13 protein-coding genes are annotated in these 17,245 nt (G+C 70.3%); 5 read left to right on the forward strand and 8 right to left on the reverse strand.

The window, feature by feature from the left end:
• Positions 1-115: 115 nt before the first annotated feature.
• Together ABD811_RS02290 and ABD811_RS02295 are read right to left on the reverse strand one after the other, a co-directional pair.
• The gene (locus ABD811_RS02290; protein ID WP_344939862.1) at positions 116-1,156 is read right to left on the reverse strand and encodes a type III polyketide synthase; all 1,041 of its coding nucleotides are present in this window, start codon (positions 1,154-1,156) and stop codon (positions 116-118) included.
• 9 nt (positions 1,157-1,165) lie between these two features.
• On the reverse strand, positions 1,166-2,578 hold the full coding sequence (locus tag ABD811_RS02295; RefSeq protein ID WP_344939864.1) for an arylsulfotransferase family protein: 1,413 nt from the start codon (positions 2,576-2,578) through the stop codon (positions 1,166-1,168).
• A 1,611-nt stretch (positions 2,579-4,189) separates the two neighbouring features.
• On the opposite strand from ABD811_RS02295, the gene ABD811_RS02300 reads away from it, so the two are divergent.
• Positions 4,190-5,014: a DUF4253 domain-containing protein gene (locus ABD811_RS02300; RefSeq protein WP_344939867.1), complete on the forward strand. Its 825-nt coding sequence runs from the start codon at positions 4,190-4,192 to the stop codon at positions 5,012-5,014.
• A 742-nt stretch (positions 5,015-5,756) separates the two neighbouring features.
• Here ABD811_RS02300 and ABD811_RS02305 read toward each other — a convergent pair.
• The gene (locus tag ABD811_RS02305; RefSeq protein WP_344939871.1) at positions 5,757-5,966 is read right to left on the reverse strand and encodes a hypothetical protein; all 210 of its coding nucleotides are present in this window, start codon (positions 5,964-5,966) and stop codon (positions 5,757-5,759) included.
• Positions 5,967-6,004: 38 nt separating this feature from the next.
• Entirely contained in the window at positions 6,005-6,310 is a 306-nt protein-coding gene (locus ABD811_RS02310) for a DUF6204 family protein (protein ID WP_344939873.1), read from the reverse strand.
• A 1,614-nt stretch (positions 6,311-7,924) separates the two neighbouring features.
• Between ABD811_RS02310 and ABD811_RS02315 the strand changes: the two genes are divergently transcribed.
• Together ABD811_RS02315 and merB are read left to right on the forward strand one after the other, a co-directional pair.
• Positions 7,925-9,151, forward strand: coding sequence for a cysteine desulfurase-like protein (locus tag ABD811_RS02315; protein ID WP_344939876.1), 1,227 nt, complete (start codon positions 7,925-7,927; stop codon positions 9,149-9,151).
• Positions 9,148-9,855: an organomercurial lyase gene (merB, locus tag ABD811_RS02320; protein WP_344939879.1), complete on the forward strand. Its 708-nt coding sequence runs from the start codon at positions 9,148-9,150 to the stop codon at positions 9,853-9,855. Before ABD811_RS02315 ends, merB begins: the two co-directional genes overlap by 4 nt.
• Before the next feature lie 324 nt (positions 9,856-10,179).
• On the opposite strand, the gene ABD811_RS02325 is transcribed toward merB, so the two are convergent.
• Positions 10,180-10,677, reverse strand: a complete 498-nt coding sequence (locus ABD811_RS02325) for a GNAT family N-acetyltransferase (protein WP_344939882.1) — start codon at positions 10,675-10,677, stop codon at positions 10,180-10,182.
• Positions 10,678-10,870: 193 nt separating this feature from the next.
• On the opposite strand from ABD811_RS02325, the gene ABD811_RS02330 reads away from it, so the two are divergent.
• Positions 10,871-11,815 (forward strand): helix-turn-helix domain-containing protein, encoded by a 945-nt coding sequence (locus tag ABD811_RS02330; protein WP_344939884.1) that lies wholly within the window; start codon positions 10,871-10,873, stop codon positions 11,813-11,815.
• 58 nt (positions 11,816-11,873) lie between these two features.
• Here the strand turns inward: ABD811_RS02330 and ABD811_RS02335 are convergent, their stop codons facing one another.
• Together ABD811_RS02335 and ABD811_RS02340 are read right to left on the reverse strand one after the other, a co-directional pair.
• Entirely contained in the window at positions 11,874-12,305 is a 432-nt protein-coding gene (locus ABD811_RS02335) for a hypothetical protein (protein WP_344939887.1), read from the reverse strand.
• A 247-nt stretch (positions 12,306-12,552) separates the two neighbouring features.
• Positions 12,553-13,293: a metallophosphoesterase gene (locus ABD811_RS02340; RefSeq protein ID WP_344939890.1), complete on the reverse strand. Its 741-nt coding sequence runs from the start codon at positions 13,291-13,293 to the stop codon at positions 12,553-12,555.
• A 521-nt stretch (positions 13,294-13,814) separates the two neighbouring features.
• On the opposite strand from ABD811_RS02340, the gene pdxR reads away from it, so the two are divergent.
• Positions 13,815-15,221, forward strand: a complete 1,407-nt coding sequence (gene pdxR, locus ABD811_RS02345) for a MocR-like pyridoxine biosynthesis transcription factor PdxR (RefSeq protein ID WP_344939893.1) — start codon at positions 13,815-13,817, stop codon at positions 15,219-15,221.
• Between the two features lie 739 nt (positions 15,222-15,960).
• Here the strand turns inward: pdxR and ABD811_RS02350 are convergent.
• Positions 15,961-16,722 (reverse strand): class I SAM-dependent methyltransferase, encoded by a 762-nt coding sequence (locus ABD811_RS02350; RefSeq protein WP_344939896.1) that lies wholly within the window; start codon positions 16,720-16,722, stop codon positions 15,961-15,963.
• Between the last annotated feature and the right edge of the window lie 523 nt (positions 16,723-17,245).

Below are 17,245 nucleotides of genomic sequence, written 5' to 3' on the forward strand. Positions count from 1 at the left end.
AGTCTGGATTGGCCGATGTGGCGCCGGGCCCGCCGCCGTCCGAGCGGCGCGTCCCGGCCCGGCCTGCGGTGGGACGGGCCGCCAGGGGCGCTGCCGGGCCTCGCGCGCGGGGTCCTCAGGCGCCGCGGAGCAGCATGACGCAGACCGTGGCTCCGGGACCGAAGGCCATGGCGACGCCGTGTTCCCCTCGCCCGAGGGGCCTGCTCTTCTGCAGGTTCTCCAGGACCCCGAGGACGGCGGGGGCGGCGGTGTTGCCGTAGTCCCTCATGACCGCGCGGGACGCCGCCAAGGACGTTTCGGGCACATCGCACACCTCCCCGACCCGGTCGATGATGCGGCGGCCGCCCGGATGCACCGCCCACCAGGTGACGTCGGCGCCGTCGAGACGGTTGCGTGCGAGCAGCGCGTCGACGGGCCCGCGCACGGCCGCGGCGACGACCTCCGGCATGGTGGGCGCGAGCCGGATGTACATCCCCAGGTCCCCGACATGCACCTGAAGGTCGTCGGCATGGGCCGGCACCGTGAGCTGCTGGGTGTCGACGATCTCCATGCCGTCCGCGCCGTCCCCGTCCGGTGTCAGGACCACGGCGGCCGCGCCGTCGCCGAACAGGGTGAGGCAGACGGCCTTCTCCTTGTCGTACGGGGGAGGCTGCAGGTGCGGGGAGAACAGGTCCACGGCCAGCAGCACCGCAGGCCTGCGGTGGGTCTCGACCCAGTCGCGGCACGCCGACAGGGCGGGCAGCGCCGCGTAACACCCCATGGGCCCCAGCGACAGCGTCGCGGTGTCGTCACGCATCCCCATGGCGGGGGCGAGAGCGTCCAGCCCGGGAGCGGAGTGAGTCGTCGTGGTCACGGTGGCCAGGAACCCGATCTCGTCCGGACGCAGACCGGCGCGGCCGAGCGCCAGTGCGATCGCCTCCGTGGCGAGGCTGCGGGCCTCCAGCAGACCGCGGTCCATCCGTTCGCGGGTCGGCCACCATCGCGGGTCCTCCGCGAAGGGGTTCACCGCCATTCCCTTGGTGTCGATGGCCGAGTTGCGCACCACCCGGGCGACGTCGTCGCCGCCGACGTCGGTGGCGAACAGCTTGGCGAACTCCTCCGTCGGCATCAACGGCGGTGCGCAGAAGGAGATGTCGACGATCCTTGTCGATGGCACGGCGCCCCCCTACGACCCCGAGGCCTGGGCCGGCGTCACGGCCGACACGCCGATCACGCGGCCGCCGGCGTCGAGGGCCTCGGCCTTGACGAACCGCGTGCCGGACGCGGCACCGGACGGCAGTGCGGCGACGGTGTCGAACCCGTCCCACGCCGCCTGAGCCACCGGCCGCAGATCGGTCCGCGACGACCCGGCCAGGATCCGCCAGCGGGCGACGCCGGTGGCGCCGTTCCAGACCACGCGGGCGGCCGAGCCGGTCAGCGACACGGTGGGCGGCTTGGCGGGACGCCCGTGCCATGGGAACCGGTACGCCCGGTAGGTGCTGAAGCCCTCGGCGAACGTGGCGTCCAGCAGCAGCTCACCGGTCCTGGAGAACTCGGAGAAGCCGCCGGCGCTGCCCCAGGAGACGACGGTGTTGCCGTTGGGCAACTCGGCGGCGCCGCCCTCCGCCACGGCCGCCTTCACCTGCGGGTGGACGATCTGCCGGACCAGGGAGGCCAGGCGCCGTTCGTGGTCCAGCTTGATCCACACCACGCGGGACAGGCCGTTCTCCCCCTGGTTGTCGAAGATCCGGATCGTGTCGCCGCCCACCGCCCGGGCGTCGTGCTGCCGGTTGAAACGCGCGCCGTCCGCCAACTGGAAGGTGCTGGAGCGGCCACCGAGCCGCCAGATGATCCGGCCGGTGCTGCGGTCGATCTTGTACACGGTGCTGGTGTTCAGGCTGGAGACCAGCAGGTCGCCGTCGGTGTCGACGTCGACCGAGTTGACGTGGAAGTAGTCGAACGGGTGGGCTCCCGGCGGCGGCTCCAGAAGGCTTTCGGTCAGCGGAACGTGGGCGAGGCTGCTCCAGCGCAACAGCACCTCACCGGTCTGCACGTCGATCTCCTGGACGATGCTGTCCAGCGCCGTGCCGTCCTTGGCGCCACCGACCGGCGACAGGTCGTACGGCACCTCGCGATACGCGGTGACCAGCGCCGTGCCGCGTGAGGTCAGGCGGAACTCGTGCATGCCCGGCGGGTCTCCCTTGGGAGCCTCCACCTTCGCGATGACGCGGTAGTGCGAGTCGGCGATGTAACCGGCTCCGCTGGTGATACCCGTCCCGGGGATGGTCTGGGTGCCCTCCCACCAGGTCAGCACCCGCTGGCCCCGGTAGGTCTGCACACGGAAGTCGCTGCTGAAGTATCCGTCGGGAAGCCGGCGGAACCACACCGGCCGCCCGCGGTCGTCGACGATCTGGGGTCCGCGCGCCGTGGCCACCATGGGATTCTGCGGTCCCACGAACAGCAGCCCGGGCGCCGTCCCGGGCCGGTGGACACTCATCGTGATCTCGGGCGGAGCATCGGGCCCGGCCACCGAGGCGGACGCCGTACCGGCGGACATGACCACTCCCGGCCCGGCCACCAGCAGCGGTGCGGCTGACACGACCAGGCCACCGAGCAAGGTGACTCGTCGCCGAATTAACGAGGGGAACAACGCCATACCTCCGTGCTACGAGCGGACCCAGGAGCCTGGACTCGACGGTCCGGGCGGCGATTGCCCGACACGGGGGCGGACACCCGGCCGGACCAGTACGGAGCGGAGGAGTCGACGCGTCCGGCGGCGCCCTTGCCGCCCTGCGGTGACGGCGGCGGACCATGGGTCATGGCCGCCGTCACGCCTGCACGAAGGCACCCTCCTCGGCACCGTTGGGCCGATGCACGGTGATCTGCGGGAGCTCGGCGTCGGAGGCGACCGTCATCGCGCGCCCGCCCGGGCTGCGCGCCGCGATCCGCGGCGCGTTTCGCAACCGGCGGCGAACTGATCGGTGCTTCCTCTGCCGGATGAAGATCGGCTTGACCGGATACGGATTCCAAGTGGCACTCCTCAGAATCTGAAACTCACCCCTGGCGGCAACGGAACGAACGTCGGCGCTCCGAGATCGACTTCCTTGAACGTTCCATTGAGGGCGGGCGGGCACAGCGAAAACCTGTGCTTCCGCAGAACGATTCGGCTGATCGGCGCTGATCAGCAGTCAGCACAGAAGAAGGGCGTCCCGCCGAGGGCAGGCGATTGCACCGACGAATTCCGCGCACGTGGCCGTGCTACCGCCCACCCAGGAACCTGGCCCTCCTTCGCCATGGACCGGATTGCAGGGAACTGGATGGTTCCGCTGCCGTCCACTGACCGGAGTTGATGCTAATAAATCTTGGCTATCGGTCCTACGGCTAGGCCGGATGCGGCCATGTAACCGCAGCGAAACCCGGGCGCCATCATCATCCTGCTCCCACAATCCGTATTAACCGTTCAATTGGGGTTCGCCACCTTCTCGACTCGCCGGCGCACAACCGAGTTGAGCAACCTCGACCGGAGAGTCGACGACCGAGTAAAGACATTCCCGCTGCGGGGATACCACCATGATCGAGGATGCGGAGCCGCAACCTTTCACACGGCGCCGGTTCCGTCGTCACGCGGGCCGAGGAGGCGCCCCACCACCGAACCGGTGCCGGTGGCCTGCCGGAGTGACCGGACACACCTGTCCGCGCACGCCCTGTGCCACGGCCCTGGCGGATGCCTCCCCCAGCGGCATCTCGACGGACTTCATGACGCTCTTCTTGAGGCATCCGGCAGTCCCCTCCGCTCAGAACGACCTCGTTGCCGAACCCGATGCCGTCGCCGCGGTCACGCCGGTGTGCAGGTACGCCATCGCGACATTGAGGGCCATCTGCCGCCCCAGCCGGAACGCGCCCCCACCCGCCGGGACCAGGCCGAACGCCGCCTACCCAAGCCACGACCACCGACTTCACAGACCTGCGACACTGCGGACCAACTGCCCGCCGACGCCGTAGTACTAGGGATGTAACCCGTTCGCAGGGATTGGGAAATCGACCGGAAGGCGCCTTACTTGCCGAAGGAACAGCCCGTCGCCTCAGATCTAACGGGCTCGCGCGGCAGTCGCGCCAGGCCGACGTGGAAATCCTCCTTAGCACCTGGACCACCCGTATCCCGCCGCGAGGACATGCCGTCTTGACGGTGCCCTGCCCTATCGTGCCCGGGATGAATGACGAACAGCCGTTTCCAGCCGAGCTGGCGAAACTTTTCGAGGACGGGACCGGCACGCGGGCACTGGCGGTCCCATTGCCTGACGGCCGGCTCGCCAACACCGCAGAAGGCGATGGCCCTCCTGGACTGTGGATGACCGAGGATGCCGTTCCTACCGGATTGTGGGCCGAGCTTCACGCAGAGCATTCCCGGTCGGGACTGTGGCCTCTGCTGCTGGGCGCCCTGCGTAGTCTTCCCGGAGTTGAAGACGATTTCAGGCCCTGGGAGTCCGGAGAGCTCTTCCCGGAGTGGGTCACTCCGCCGAACCTTCACGATCCCGCGTCCGTGCTCGCCGGCTGGTGGGACGACTACGCCCGCTGTGATGACACCACCGCCCCGTTCCGGCGCTGGCCGGGGCTCGCCCCCGCCATGCGGCTTGCGGCCGACCCCGATGAGGTCGCGTGCGAGTACGCGACCCGCCTGCCGTCCCGGTTTCCGTCCATGCGCCTGGGCCTGATCGCCGCGGATCGGGGCGCGGACGCCCTGGCCGCCGCCGGATGGAACGGCCCGGTGAACTACACCAACGACACCGGCGAGATCGCTGCCGTGCTGCGCAGTTGGGAGGACCGCTTCGGCGTCCGCGTCGTCGGCGCTGGCTTCGCCGACCTCTACCTCAGCGTCGCGGCCCCGCCGACCACCCTGGAGGAGGCGATACACGTCGCGGCCGAGCACTTCGCCTTCTGCCCCGACAACATCTGGCAGAACAGCCACCCCCATACGCTGATCGGCTACGCCGAAACCCTCGTCGGACGCACCTCATGGACGTTCTGGTGGGACTGAGCCGACCAACGACGCGCCAGCCCTTCGACAGCCGGGCTGCTCAGGCGGGCAAGGGACCTTGGCACGCCCTGGCACAGCGGACGGCACCCCCGGATCGGCAGCCAGCGCCACCGATGGCCGCTCTCCAGCCAGTAGCGCACCACACCGTTCGCACACCGCAATCTCGGCGGAGGCCCGGCGGTGGATAGAGACCGCCCGCCACTACTCGCGTATCCGAGCGCCGACAGTCAACGTTGCGGCTCTCAACCTCGCTACGGCCCGGCGAGGCCCAGCGACGGGATCCGCTGCCGGAGCCCGGGGCCGCACTAAGCCGTCCCGCGTCTGCGCACAGCGGGGGCCCGCTGACCGAACACGAGTGGCGGCTCCAGATCTTCGACGTCCCTACCGCAAGACCTACTGCCCCTGAACCCGCCACCGGTCAGCCGAGCTGCTGTTCCCGGCCACGGACATGGCGCGGCCAGAACCGATCCCGTCTGACCGTTCGCACCACGCCTTTCGTCCGCGTCAGTCGTCGCCCTCGCCGTGCCCCCGCTCGGGCACCTTCACCTTCGCGTCCCTCCCCCGGACGCGGCGACGATCTCCCGCACCCGCTGTGGCCCCACCGTTGGAACCGCCCCCGGCCGTACGCCCGACCAAGCTGCCCCACGCCGCCGCGACCATCGCTTTCTGACGAGTCGATCGTTTGGCCCGTCTGACCTGGACGTCTGCGGGTCCGCGGCAACCTGCCGCACCGGCGGCCGGCTCAGCGTTCGTTCTTCTCCTTCTCATACCGGTCGCGAGCCTTGAGGAGAATCCGGTCGAAGTCGTGCTGGGTAGCGTCACACCAGTGCATCAGGTCCGCCAGCAGTACCTGCAGGTTCTCGCTCGGGCTCGTTCTCCATCCGTCGGCCGAGAGCGTGTAGGCCTGCATAGCCTCACCCGCACGCTCCACACTTCGGTCGATCGTCGCCACGGTGTCAGCCCTTTCGTCATCACGCGGGGTCCTTGTCATCACCGCCGCCGACCTTTCCGGCGGATCTTGATGTCGCGCATGTCCGTCACCGCCACGCGGAGGATCCGGTACGGGTACCCGTGTGCGTCCAGCGCCGCGATGGCCCGCTGGGTGGCCTCCTGATCGCCGTCTTCGAGGTCCGCAGGCACCTGGCAACGGAAGGTGAAGGCCGAAAGACTGCTGTCGCAGGTGAAGGTCCCGGCCTCGGTGAAGGCGGCCCCGAAGGAGTCGGCTGCGGTGCGCAGGGCGGCGCGGTCGGCATCACTCAGCCCGGCGAACGTGCCCCGAATCGTCACCCTGAACACGGCTGCTCCTCTCGTACGGCATGGGCAGGAAAGCGATCACGCGCGGCAACGACTCGTCCAGGGAGCGCGGCAGCGAGCGCCTCAGCCATGCGTGAGCATAACGAACCCCAAATTTGCAGTGCATCTCATTTTTAGAGCGGAGTTCAGATACCTGCCCGCCTCCGTCACGCCGCCCCTGGCAAGTCCGCGCCGCGTGAGAACAGCCGTCGAGCGGCCCGCCCCCGATCGAGCACGCCAGCGGCCGCACGTTTCGCCCAGCCCTGCACCTGCGCGGATCCCTCCCCGACAAGCGGTCAGCGCGTTGATCTCGGGGGCGCTGGCGTGGTGGTGTCGCCAGGGGGTTGGAGTTTGTGGCCGGTGCGTGAGCCTTGGGGCGCTCCTGTGACAAGCCACTGGAAACCAACTCTCGCGGCACCCGGCGACCTGGTGCAGCACCTCAACGATGACCAGCAAGCGTGGCCACGAATGCGCTGCCCATAGGAGCTGTGGACGCCAGCGGACGAGCTTCGCTGCGATCGCGACGTTCAGCGCCGTCCGTCCTGACGCCGGTGCTGGCGCCTGCCCCGCCCCGCCCATCCGCTCGCCGCTGGGCGAGGCTCCGCCAGGTCACCGGACGCGATGTCGTCCTCACCGTCGCGTCCACCACGACGGGCAACCAGGAGGTCGCCACGCCTTCCACTTCCTGGCACCGCGGGCCACGAGACAGCGATTTGCCCGATAAGACAGTGTCGGTACTACTTCTGGTAACCGTCCTGCGCTCCCAATCACCCAGGCACGCACACCCGCGTGCCGACCACCCTCGCCATCACCGCCAACACCCCCGGTCTCTTCACCGTCCCTTTCCCTCCAACCCGCCGCCACGCCCACCAGGCAGACCACTCGCGCGCACCGCACCGCTGCAGCGCAAACACTCCACAGCCATGCCCCCCACGAGCCCGACCGCCACACGCACTCGACACCATCCACCACGCCACGCACATCCGCGTGCTGACCACCGTCCACGCCGACACCCACCCCCGCCATCACCGCGTCCGCTCCCTCTTCGCCGTCCGCTCCCTCCAACCCGCCGCCACGCCCCACCAGGCAGGCCACTCAGCAGTGCCGCACCCGCTGCGGCGCGGCCATTCCCCCTGCCACGCACACGGCCCAGGAACCCGACCGCCACACGCTCGACACCACCCACCGCACCACGCATACCCGCGTGCCGACAACTATCCAGGCCGACAGCCACGCCCGCCGTCCCCGCCTCCGCCCCCTCTTCGCCGTCCGTTTCCTCTACCCCGCCGCCACGCTCACCAGGCAGGCCACTTGGTCGTGCGCGTCCGACTGCGGTGCGGCCACTGCCACTGGCACGCACACGTTCAAGGAGCCCGACCGCCGTGCGCGCTGGTCACTTCCGTTGCGTCGCGCACAGCCTCGTTTTTAGGAGAGCGGTCGGTGCCGTTGGCGGCGTTTACAGCGGTCGGTCATTGCTTCTGCGGGCGGCAATGGCTCGGCTTGGTGGCTGCGCCCTGTCGTTGGGGCCTGGACGCGGTCCGCGGCGCCGTGTCGACTACGGTGACCAGCACCGAGACCATGTGCCGCGATGCGGCCCGACCGTTGACGGAGCCTCGCATGACCTCCCCTGGATCCACCGGTTTCGACGTCGCGGCGCTGCGGGCGCAGTTCCCGTCCCTGGCGTCCGGGATCGCGCACTTCGACGGTCCGGGCGGCACCCAGACCCCGCGGCCGGTCGCCGACGCGATCACCGCCACCCTCACCGGGCCGTTGTCGAACCGCGGCCGCGGCGCCGCGTCGGAGGTCAACGCCGAGTCCGCGGTCGCCGCGTTCCGGCAGGCCTACGCCGACCTGCTCGGCGTTCCCGCCCGCGGAATCGTCCACGGCCGCAGCGCCACCCAGCTCACGTTCGACTTCTCCCGCGCGATCGCCAAGCGGTGGCGCCCCGGTGACGAGGTCGTCGTCTCCCGGCTCGACCACGACGCCAACGTCCGGCCCTGGGTGCGGGCGGCCGAGGCCACCGGTGCCGTCGTGCGGTGGATCGACATCGACCCCGCCACCGCGGAGATCGACCCCGCGTCCGTCGAGGCGGCCATCACCGAGCGGACCCGGCTGGTCGCCGTCACCGCCGCGTCGAACCTGCTCGGCACCAAGCCTTCGGTAAGAACGATCGCGGACGCGGCGCACGCCGTCGGCGCGTTGGTCTACGTCGACGGCGTGCACTACACCGCGCACCAGTTCGTGGACGTCCCGGCGCTGGGCGCGGACCTGTTCGTCTGCTCCCCGTACAAGTTCCTCGGCCCGCACTGCGGAGTCCTGGCCGCCGACCCCGAGCTGCTGGAGACCCTGCACCCGGACAAGCTGGTGCCGTCGACCGACGTCGTCCCCGAACGCTTCGAGCTCGGCACCCTGCCGTACGAGATCCTCGCCGGCGCCACCGCCGCCGTCGACTTCCTCGCCGGCATCGCGCCCGGCGGAGGCGCGACCCGGCGGGAGCGGCTGCGCGCGTCGCTGCACGCCGTCGACGAGCACGAATTGCGGCTGCGGGGCCTGCTGGAGGACGGCCTGGCGGCGCTCGGCGCCGACGTCGTCGTCCACTCTCGTGCCGCCGACCGTACGCCGACCCTGTTGGTCACCCTTCCCGGACGCAAGACCTGGGACGCCTACGAGTTCCTCCTCGGCCGTGACGTCCTGGCTCCTGCCGGGTCCTTCTACGCCTACGAGCCGTTCCGCCGCCTGAACCTCGATGACGAGCACGCGCTGCGGCTCGGCTTGGCCCCCTACAACGATGACACGGAAGTCGCCCGCGTCCTCGACGGCCTGGCCGCGTTCCTCGCCCGATGACCGCCCTCTCGAGTGACCGCACCGGCGGCTTCGATGTGGAACGGCTTCGGCTGGCCGTCTACCGCGCCTTCGCCGACGACGGTCGCGTCCCCGCCCCGGACGGCCTGACCGAGCGGATGGGGATGGCGGAGGACGAGGTCAGGACGGGGCTGCGGCAGCTGGCTTCGGAGCGTCACCTGGTCCTGGACGACCAGGACCGGGTCCTCATGGCGCACCCGTTCTCCGCGGTCCCGATGGGTTTCTCGGTGATGGGCGAGCGGACCCTGTGGTGGGGCGGCTGCGCCTGGGACTCGTTCGCCCTCCCGCACCTGCTCGGCGTCGAGCAGGGGGTCCTGGTCGCGACCAGGTGCCGCTGCTGCGACCGGCCGCACGCGTGGAACGTCAGCAACCAGGCGCCCCCGCCCGGCGACCAGGTCGCCCACTTCCTCGTGCCCACGCAGCGGATCTGGGACGACGTCGTCTACGCCTGCGACAACCAGCGGATCTTCTGCTCACCCGAGTGCGTGAACCGGTGGCTGGCCGACACGGGCAACGAGCGCGGTTACGTCATGACCCTCGACACGCTGTGGCACCTGGCCGCGCGCTGGTACGAAGGCCGTATGGACTACGGCTACGTCCGCCGGGAACCGGCGACGGCGGCTCAGTACTTCCGCGAGGTGGGGCTGTCCGGGCAGTTCTGGGGACTGCCGGCTTCCCGCCCGTGAACGGTCGGGCTCGGGAGCCTGCCGTGCACATCTCCGGCCCGTGGGCGGGCCATGCCTGGGCCGCGGCTGAGCTGTGCGGCTCGCCGCGGCCGGGCGCCTCGCCGTAGGTACAACGATGCCGTGGGCGGGGACGGGCAAGCTCTCTCGGCCGCCCGGGCGACCCTCGCCGGGGCGTGGGCGTCGACCGATCGGCCACCGGGTGTCCCGCCCGGCCCCTCCTGCGGCCTCTCGAAACGCTTCAGGCGGTACCGAGCGGTTGGCCCATCCGACGCGAGCCTTCTGAGGGTGCGGGGGCGGGTGCGGGAGCCTTGGCCTGCTCCGGGCTCACCCGACAGCGTCGAGGTTCACCCACGCCGTAACCGCGTCGTCTTCGCGGACGAGGTCCACGCCGAGTGTCGTGAGAAGCCTTAGGACGGCCGTGTTGTCCGGTGTCGTGCTCACAAAGATCGATTCGAGGCCGTCCGCACACGCGACGGTCAGGAGCTGCTTCAGCACCGCACCGCCAACACCGGCACCGCGATGGGAACGTCCGATCCACACCCCGGCCTCGGCCGCCCTCTTCGCATCCTCCACCGGGCACAACCGGGCGGCCCCCACCACGGTCGTCCCCACGACGATGGCGTACGTGGTCTCGACCGGGGGAACCGCCAACGTCCTCGACCGGTGGAACCGCAGGAACGCGCTGCGGCGCTCGGGCGTCCATCCCGGCGGGCCCGCCACGGGCGGCATCACCTCAAGCGGGTCCGCGTCCGCGACCGCCGCGTCCAGCAATTGCCGCAGTAGTTGCTCGTCAAGCCGCCGAAGTGTGACATCAGAACGCATGACTTGATCCTTTCACCCGCATGGCAGCGTTCTCGAGAGGTTTTTTGTCGTCGCCCCGAGTCAGGTCGCGATCCTCGGCAGGCGGCCGTTCCTCGTCGAGGCGCCGAATTCCGAGTTGTTCCGTTGCGCGTCGCGTCGGCTTTGGGAACGGGAGATTGAGTTTCCAGCGGCTGGAAGGTGCATAGTCGTCCTCATGAGCACGAGCGCGGAACTGTTCACGATCGGGCAGCTGGCGGATCGGTGCGGCGTGTCGGCACGGACGATCCGGTTCTGGTCGGATGCCGGCCTGGTGCCGCCCGCGGGCAGGTCCGCCGGGGGATATCGCCTGTATGACGCCGAGGCGGTGGCCCGGCTCGATCTCGTCCTGACGCTGCGGGAGCTGGGACTCGGGCTGGACGTGGTACGGGCGCTGCTGACCCGGGCCGTCACCGTCGCGGAGGTGGCGGCCACGCAGGTCGCCGCGCTGGACGCGGAGATCCGGATCCTGCGGCAGCGTCGCGCGGTGCTCAGCACGGTCGCCCAACGAGCGAGCACGATCGAGGAGACACTGCTCATGCACAGACTGGCCCGGCTGTCCGCGCAGGAACGGCAGCAGATCATCGACGAGTTCGTCCAGAGCGTCGTCGAGGGCGTCGATCCCGACGCACCCGCGATGGGCATCGCGCGGAGCATGCGGATGATGCCCGCGGAACTGCCCGATGACCCGGCCCCCGAACAGGTCGACGCGTGGATCGAACTTGGGGAGCTCGTCGCGGACGAGGACTTCCGCAACCGGGTTCGTGCCATGGCGGTCGCCGGCGCGGGGGCCGACGAACTGGAGTTCGGCCCCGACTACTACGCGGTCGTGGAGCACGCGGGACGGGCCCTGGCCGAGGGGACGGCGCCTGACTCGGCCCAGGGAAGGGCCGTTCTGGATCGCATCGTCCCGCCGGACACCCCGGCCGCACACCGGGCAAGAATGCTGGAGCAACTCGAGACGGTCGTCGACGCCCGGATAGAGCGGTACTGGCAGCTGCTTTCGATCATCAACGGCCGGCTGCCGCAGCCGCCGGCCGTTCCCAGCTTCGAGTGGTTGATCGCCGCTCTCCGCGCGGACACTCGGCCGCCCTCCCAGTGGGAGACCGAAGTCTCCGCGTGACCGTCCGCGCAGTGGGACCATGCACGTCATACGACGCGAGAGGACGGACACATGGTCACTACCCCGGCCGATCGCAGGACCCATCGGCCGGGCCGCCCCACATCACCCACAACCCGATCAGGATCAGCAGCGTGGCGATCCCGGCCAGCGTGATCAGGCTGGGCACGACGTCACCGAGGTGGCGCAGGTTCCTGGAACGAGCGATCCACCTGTGGGACGCCGCGGCCATCGCTCCGGTCAGCACGCCGACCGTCGGCATCACGAACAGGCCGGCGACGCCCAGGAAGTTCACGGCGAAGCGGCCGCCGGCATCCAGGTCCTCCTCGCAGCCCGACCATGCCGCCGCCATCCCGAGGTAGGCGGCGACGGCACCGCCGATCCCCAGCACGAGGCACAGCACCACGAATCGCCCAGCCCACCTGCGCCTGGAAGTCCCGCGGTCATTGATCACCTCGTCCTCCTTCCAGAGCGGTGGTCGCGACAGCGCCATGTCCCGAATCGGTATCCGTCATATGGCCTGCTCGTTCATCTCGACGCGTGAATGCCGCCGCCGAGGAGGCGCCTTCACCGAATCCGGATGACGACAAACGCCTCATGCTCGCTTCAAGCGGCCCGCCGAGAATAGGAGGAGGTGATGACGGATCACCTACAGATGACTTACGACCCGCTTAGCGGCGCGAATGTCGCAGGCCGCACGCGATTACGCTCGACCGGCGCCGTTCTCGTCCCCTGACCGGTCAGGGGACGACGCGGTAGTGGGTGGTCAGCCGCTGCCCGTCGAAAAGGTGGAACGCCACCGCGGGCGGTGCCTGGTGGTCGACGACGGAGTCGCCGTGTTCCCAGGGCAGCACGAGCGTGGAGACGACACCGGGCGCGACCAGGAGCGGCCGCCCCGCGGAGACGGTGGACGCCGGTGTGTGCGCGTGCCCGCACAGCACAGCCACGACCTGCGGGTGGCGCGCGAGGACGGCTGCGAGCCGCCGCTCGCCGAACTGCCGGATCCCGTCGACGTAGGGGCTGCCCAGGCGCACCGGCGGATGGTGGAAGCACACGAAGGCCGGTGTGCCGGCGTCTTCGGCGAGCGCGGCGTCCAGCCAGGCGAGCGTCTCGTCGGCGAGCCGCCCGTCGTCGCGGCCGGGGATGGTGGAGTCGCACAGCGCGAAGACCGCTCCCTCCGTCCGGTGGATCTGGTTGACGGGGGCGTCGCCGCCGGCCTCGTCACCGAGCAGAATCCGGCGGTAGGCGGTGCGTGCGTCGTGGTTGCCAGGACAGTGGAACACCGGGTGCGGCGACGCCAGCACCTCGCGGGCCTGCTCGTATTCGCCGGGCGAGCCATGGTCGGCGATGTCGCCGGTGACCAGCACCGCGTCAAGAGGTTGGGCCAGGTCGTTCAGGTACGCCATGACCCTGGCCGCGCGGGCCGCACGTTCGGGGCCGCCGTCCAGATGAATGTCGCTGAGCTGGGCGAAAACGATCACGGAGGTATTCCTTCCTGGTCGCGCGGGTCGCGCCCCGCCGGGCGCGGTAGGCCGACCACCGCCGGACGCGGCGTGCCGACCACCGCCGGACGCGGCGTGCCAGCCGCCGCCCGGTGCGGTGTGCCGACGGCGGCCGCTCGACGCCACGCGTCCAGTGCCGTGTGCACGTCGCGCGCCCCGACGCCGGCTTCGTCCGGGAGGCCCGCCGCCTTAAGGCCCTGTTCGGCGCGGCCTGGCGACAGGCCGGGATCATGGCCCCGGCCGGGCTGGATCGCAGGGGCCCGCGCGCTTGGCCGACGACCACGCGCACGCTTACCGAGGGCGTCGCCGAGATCCTGCCGGGCTGCTCGGACCCGGCCCGAGTCCAGACGAACATCGAGTTTCGTCGACGTCTCTGGTTGCCGCCACGCAGTCCCACGCATGTCCCATCCGCCCCGCAGGGCTTCCGTCTCAATCGCTGAGGTGCTTGACCTGGTAAGCGACCCTAGGGACCGACTGGATCAACGTTAAGATCCACTTCTGTGCCGGGAGATTGGACCAGTTCCGCCGTCGACCTTCACCTCGACCTCGACATGTCCGCCGGTCGCAGGTCCGGCCTGGAGCACGCGCTGCGGGAGGCGATCCGCGACGGACGGCTGGCGCCGCGGACGAGACTGCCCTCGACCCGGGCGCTGGCCCGGGAACTGGGCATCGCCCGCGGCACCGTGATCGCGGCGTACGACCAGCTGGTCGCCGAGGGGTACCTGAACACGCGCCAAGGGTCGGGAACGACGGTCGGAGAGGTTCCGCCGGTCTCCGCGGGCTCGCCGACGCCCGAAGCAGACCCCGTGTCGCCACGGCACGACCTGCGACCCGGCCGCCCCGACCTGTCCGCGTTCCCCGCCAGAGCGTGGCTGCGGGCAGCCCGGCGCGTCCTGACCAACGCGACCGCGGAACTCTACGCTCTCGGCGACCCTCGTGGCCGCGTCGAGCTGCGGGCTGCGCTGACCGATTACCTGGGACGTGCCCGCGGCGTGCTCGCCACGCCGGACCGCATCGTGATCACCAACGGGTACTCACAGGCCCTCAACCTGCTGGCCCGTGTACTCACCGAGTCCGGCGTCACCGCCATCGCCCTGGAGGAACCGAGTCATCCCTACTACCGTGATCTGATCCGCCGCACGGGGCTGCGGATCGTCAGCCTTCCAGTCGATGATCTCGGCGCGCGTACCGACCTGCTCGGCGGAACCGAGTTCGCCGAGGCCGGCGCCGTGGTGCTGACCCCGTCCCACCAGTACCCGACCGGGGCGACGCTGCATCCGAGCCGACGGCACGCCCTCACCGAGTGGGCCCGGACGCCCGGCCGACTGGTCATCGAGGACGACTATGACGGCGAGTTCCGCTACGACCGTCAGCCCGTGGGCGCTGTCCAGGGGATGTCGCCGCACGCCGTCGCCTACATCGGCACCGCGTCCAAGACGCTGGCTCCTGCGTTGCGCCTGGGCTGGATGGTCCTTCCCGACCACCTCGTGGAGCCGGTGACCGAGGCCAAACGCTACGCCGACGCCCAGACCGAGTCGCTCAACCAGGTCATCCTCGCGGAGCTGATCGGCAGCCACGCGTATGAACGGCACATACGCACCGGCCGGCTGCGCTACCGGGAGCGCCGGGACCTCCTGGTGAACCGGCTGCGCCGCCATGCGCCCCAGGTCGAGGTCCGCGGTATTGCCGCCGGGCTCCACGCGTTCATCAGACTGCCCGCCACCGGCCCCGACGAGGAGGAGATCGTGACCCGCGCCATGACGCAACGGCTCGCGTTCAATCGGCTGGCCGACCATTGGCATCGTCCCGGTGACCACCCGCAGGGCATCATCGTCGGTTACAGCACTCCCAGCCAGAACGCCTATCCGGCCGCACTCGACGCACTGTGCCAGGCACTCACCGCCTGACCACCAGACGTGAACCCGGCGCCCCCGTTTCGGGGCGGCGAACGCCCGCCGCGACCGCGAAACCCTGTCAGGGAAGACGCACCGATCAGACGCATGCGGCTCCGCCCACGTCAACGCGGTAACGCGCCAACCACGCCCATCTGGGGGCTCGTTGGGGCCGAGATCCATCTCTACGGGACGCCCCGGACGTGTGCGCGACTACGGCCGTCCTCCTCCACCTTGATGTAGAGGCCTTCCGTGTGCTCCGGTTCGTCGGCGCGGCCGCGCACCTGGCCGCCGCCCAGCGCGCCACCGACCGCACCACCACGCTGGTCAAGAAACGACGCCGGCCGGCCAGGGAATCGAGCATCCGGTAGGCGACCGCCTTCAGATGCGCCCGGTAGCCGCGCGGGCCGGGGACCTCGACGGCCCCTGGCCGTCCCCGACGTGGTGCTGCGCGCCGGCGCAGGCGGCGGCGCGGGCGGCGGCGACGACGCAACGACGGGAGCGCCCTGGTGGAGGCCGTGCTGACACCAAACCCTCACGGTGAACGGGTCCCCGACGACCAGGACTTACCGGCTCTGACCTGACCTCAGCCGCCGCCCGTCCGGGACCGGGATCGCGCCGCGCCCTCTCTTGGACGTCGCCACGCCGACCGGCCGCCGTCGGCGCCCGGCAGCAACGGCATCCCTGGGTTCGGTCACGACCGCAGGCCGCACATTCTGCCGGGGCCGGGGGCGCTTGACGGTGCCGCCGCAGGTCAGGACGGCTTTCTGGCCTCGATGAGGAACCGGGACGAATGGGCGACGAACAGTCCGTCCTTCTGGATCTGTTCGTGCAGCTCGCGCAGCCGGTCGCGGTAGCGGTCGACGGAGAAGTCCGGGACGGTCCAGATCACCTTGCGCAGGAAGTAGACGACCGCACCGATGTCGAAGAACTCCATCCGCAGCCGCTCCATGCGCAGGTCGACGATCCGCAGGCCGGCGGCCCGAGCCTCGGCGCTCTCGTCATCGGGGTGGCGTTTGCGCCGCACTTCCTCCGGCTGCGGCCCGAGGAAGTACTCGACCAGTTCGAAGACGGTGGCGGGTCCGACATGCTGGGCGAAGTACGTGCCGCCGGGCCGCAGGACCCGGGCGATCTCGGCCCACCAGACGGTCGCGGGATGACGGCTGACGACCAGGTCGAACGCCTCGTCGGCGAACGGCAGCGGCGGCTCCTCCGAGGTCTCGACGACCACCGCGCCCCGAGGGTGCAGCAGCCTGGTGGCCCTGGCGACGTTCGGCGGCCAGGACTCGGTGGCGACCATGGTCGGCGGCAGCTTCGGCGCACCCGCCAGCACCTCCCCGCCGCCGGTCTGGACGTCCAGCGCGGCGGCGGCTGCGGCGAGCCGTTCGCTCATCAGCCGCTGGTATCCCCACGACGGGCGCTGTTCGGTCGCCCGGCCGTCCAGCCAGGAGAAGTCCCACCCTTCGACCGGCGCCGCCTCGGCCTCGGCCACCAGTTCATCAAAATCGCGCATCACACCGGCATTCTCGCGCCCCACCCCCTTGGGGATCCACTGATTTTGGCGGGGGACACGCCACGGGCTCAGAGCGGGGATGCACTACGCCCGGCTGCTGAGCGGATTGCACCTTTCCTCTGAGCTGAGCCCCTGACACTGGAGAGAATCCACCGGGTACGCGCTTCCTCGCTTGCATATCACTTACATCGCCCTTAAGGCGACTACATGCCCTCCAAGCCTCGAACGGGAATGAACCCCGCACCCAAATAGTCACGCGTATTTCGTCACCTCAGGCTGATGTCGGAGGCAACGCCGGGATCATGCCACGGCAGGGGTTCCAGAAACCGGGAACGATCTCCTTGGGCACGCCACCCCTGCCTGCTACTCGTGGTGCAGGTCATGGCCCCGTCGCCACCACCACAGTCCCGACAAGATCACCGCCGCCCCCCGCGACCAGACCGAATCACACGTCCAGGACGGGCACTCGTCAGCGCGCCGGGGGTTGGTCGGCGCCGCCGCACGGGGCGGAAAGACTTTGACAGCG

The sequence above is a fragment of the Actinomadura miaoliensis genome, from assembly GCF_039536785.1.
Lineage (GTDB): Bacteria > Actinomycetota > Actinomycetes > Streptosporangiales > Streptosporangiaceae > Spirillospora > Spirillospora miaoliensis.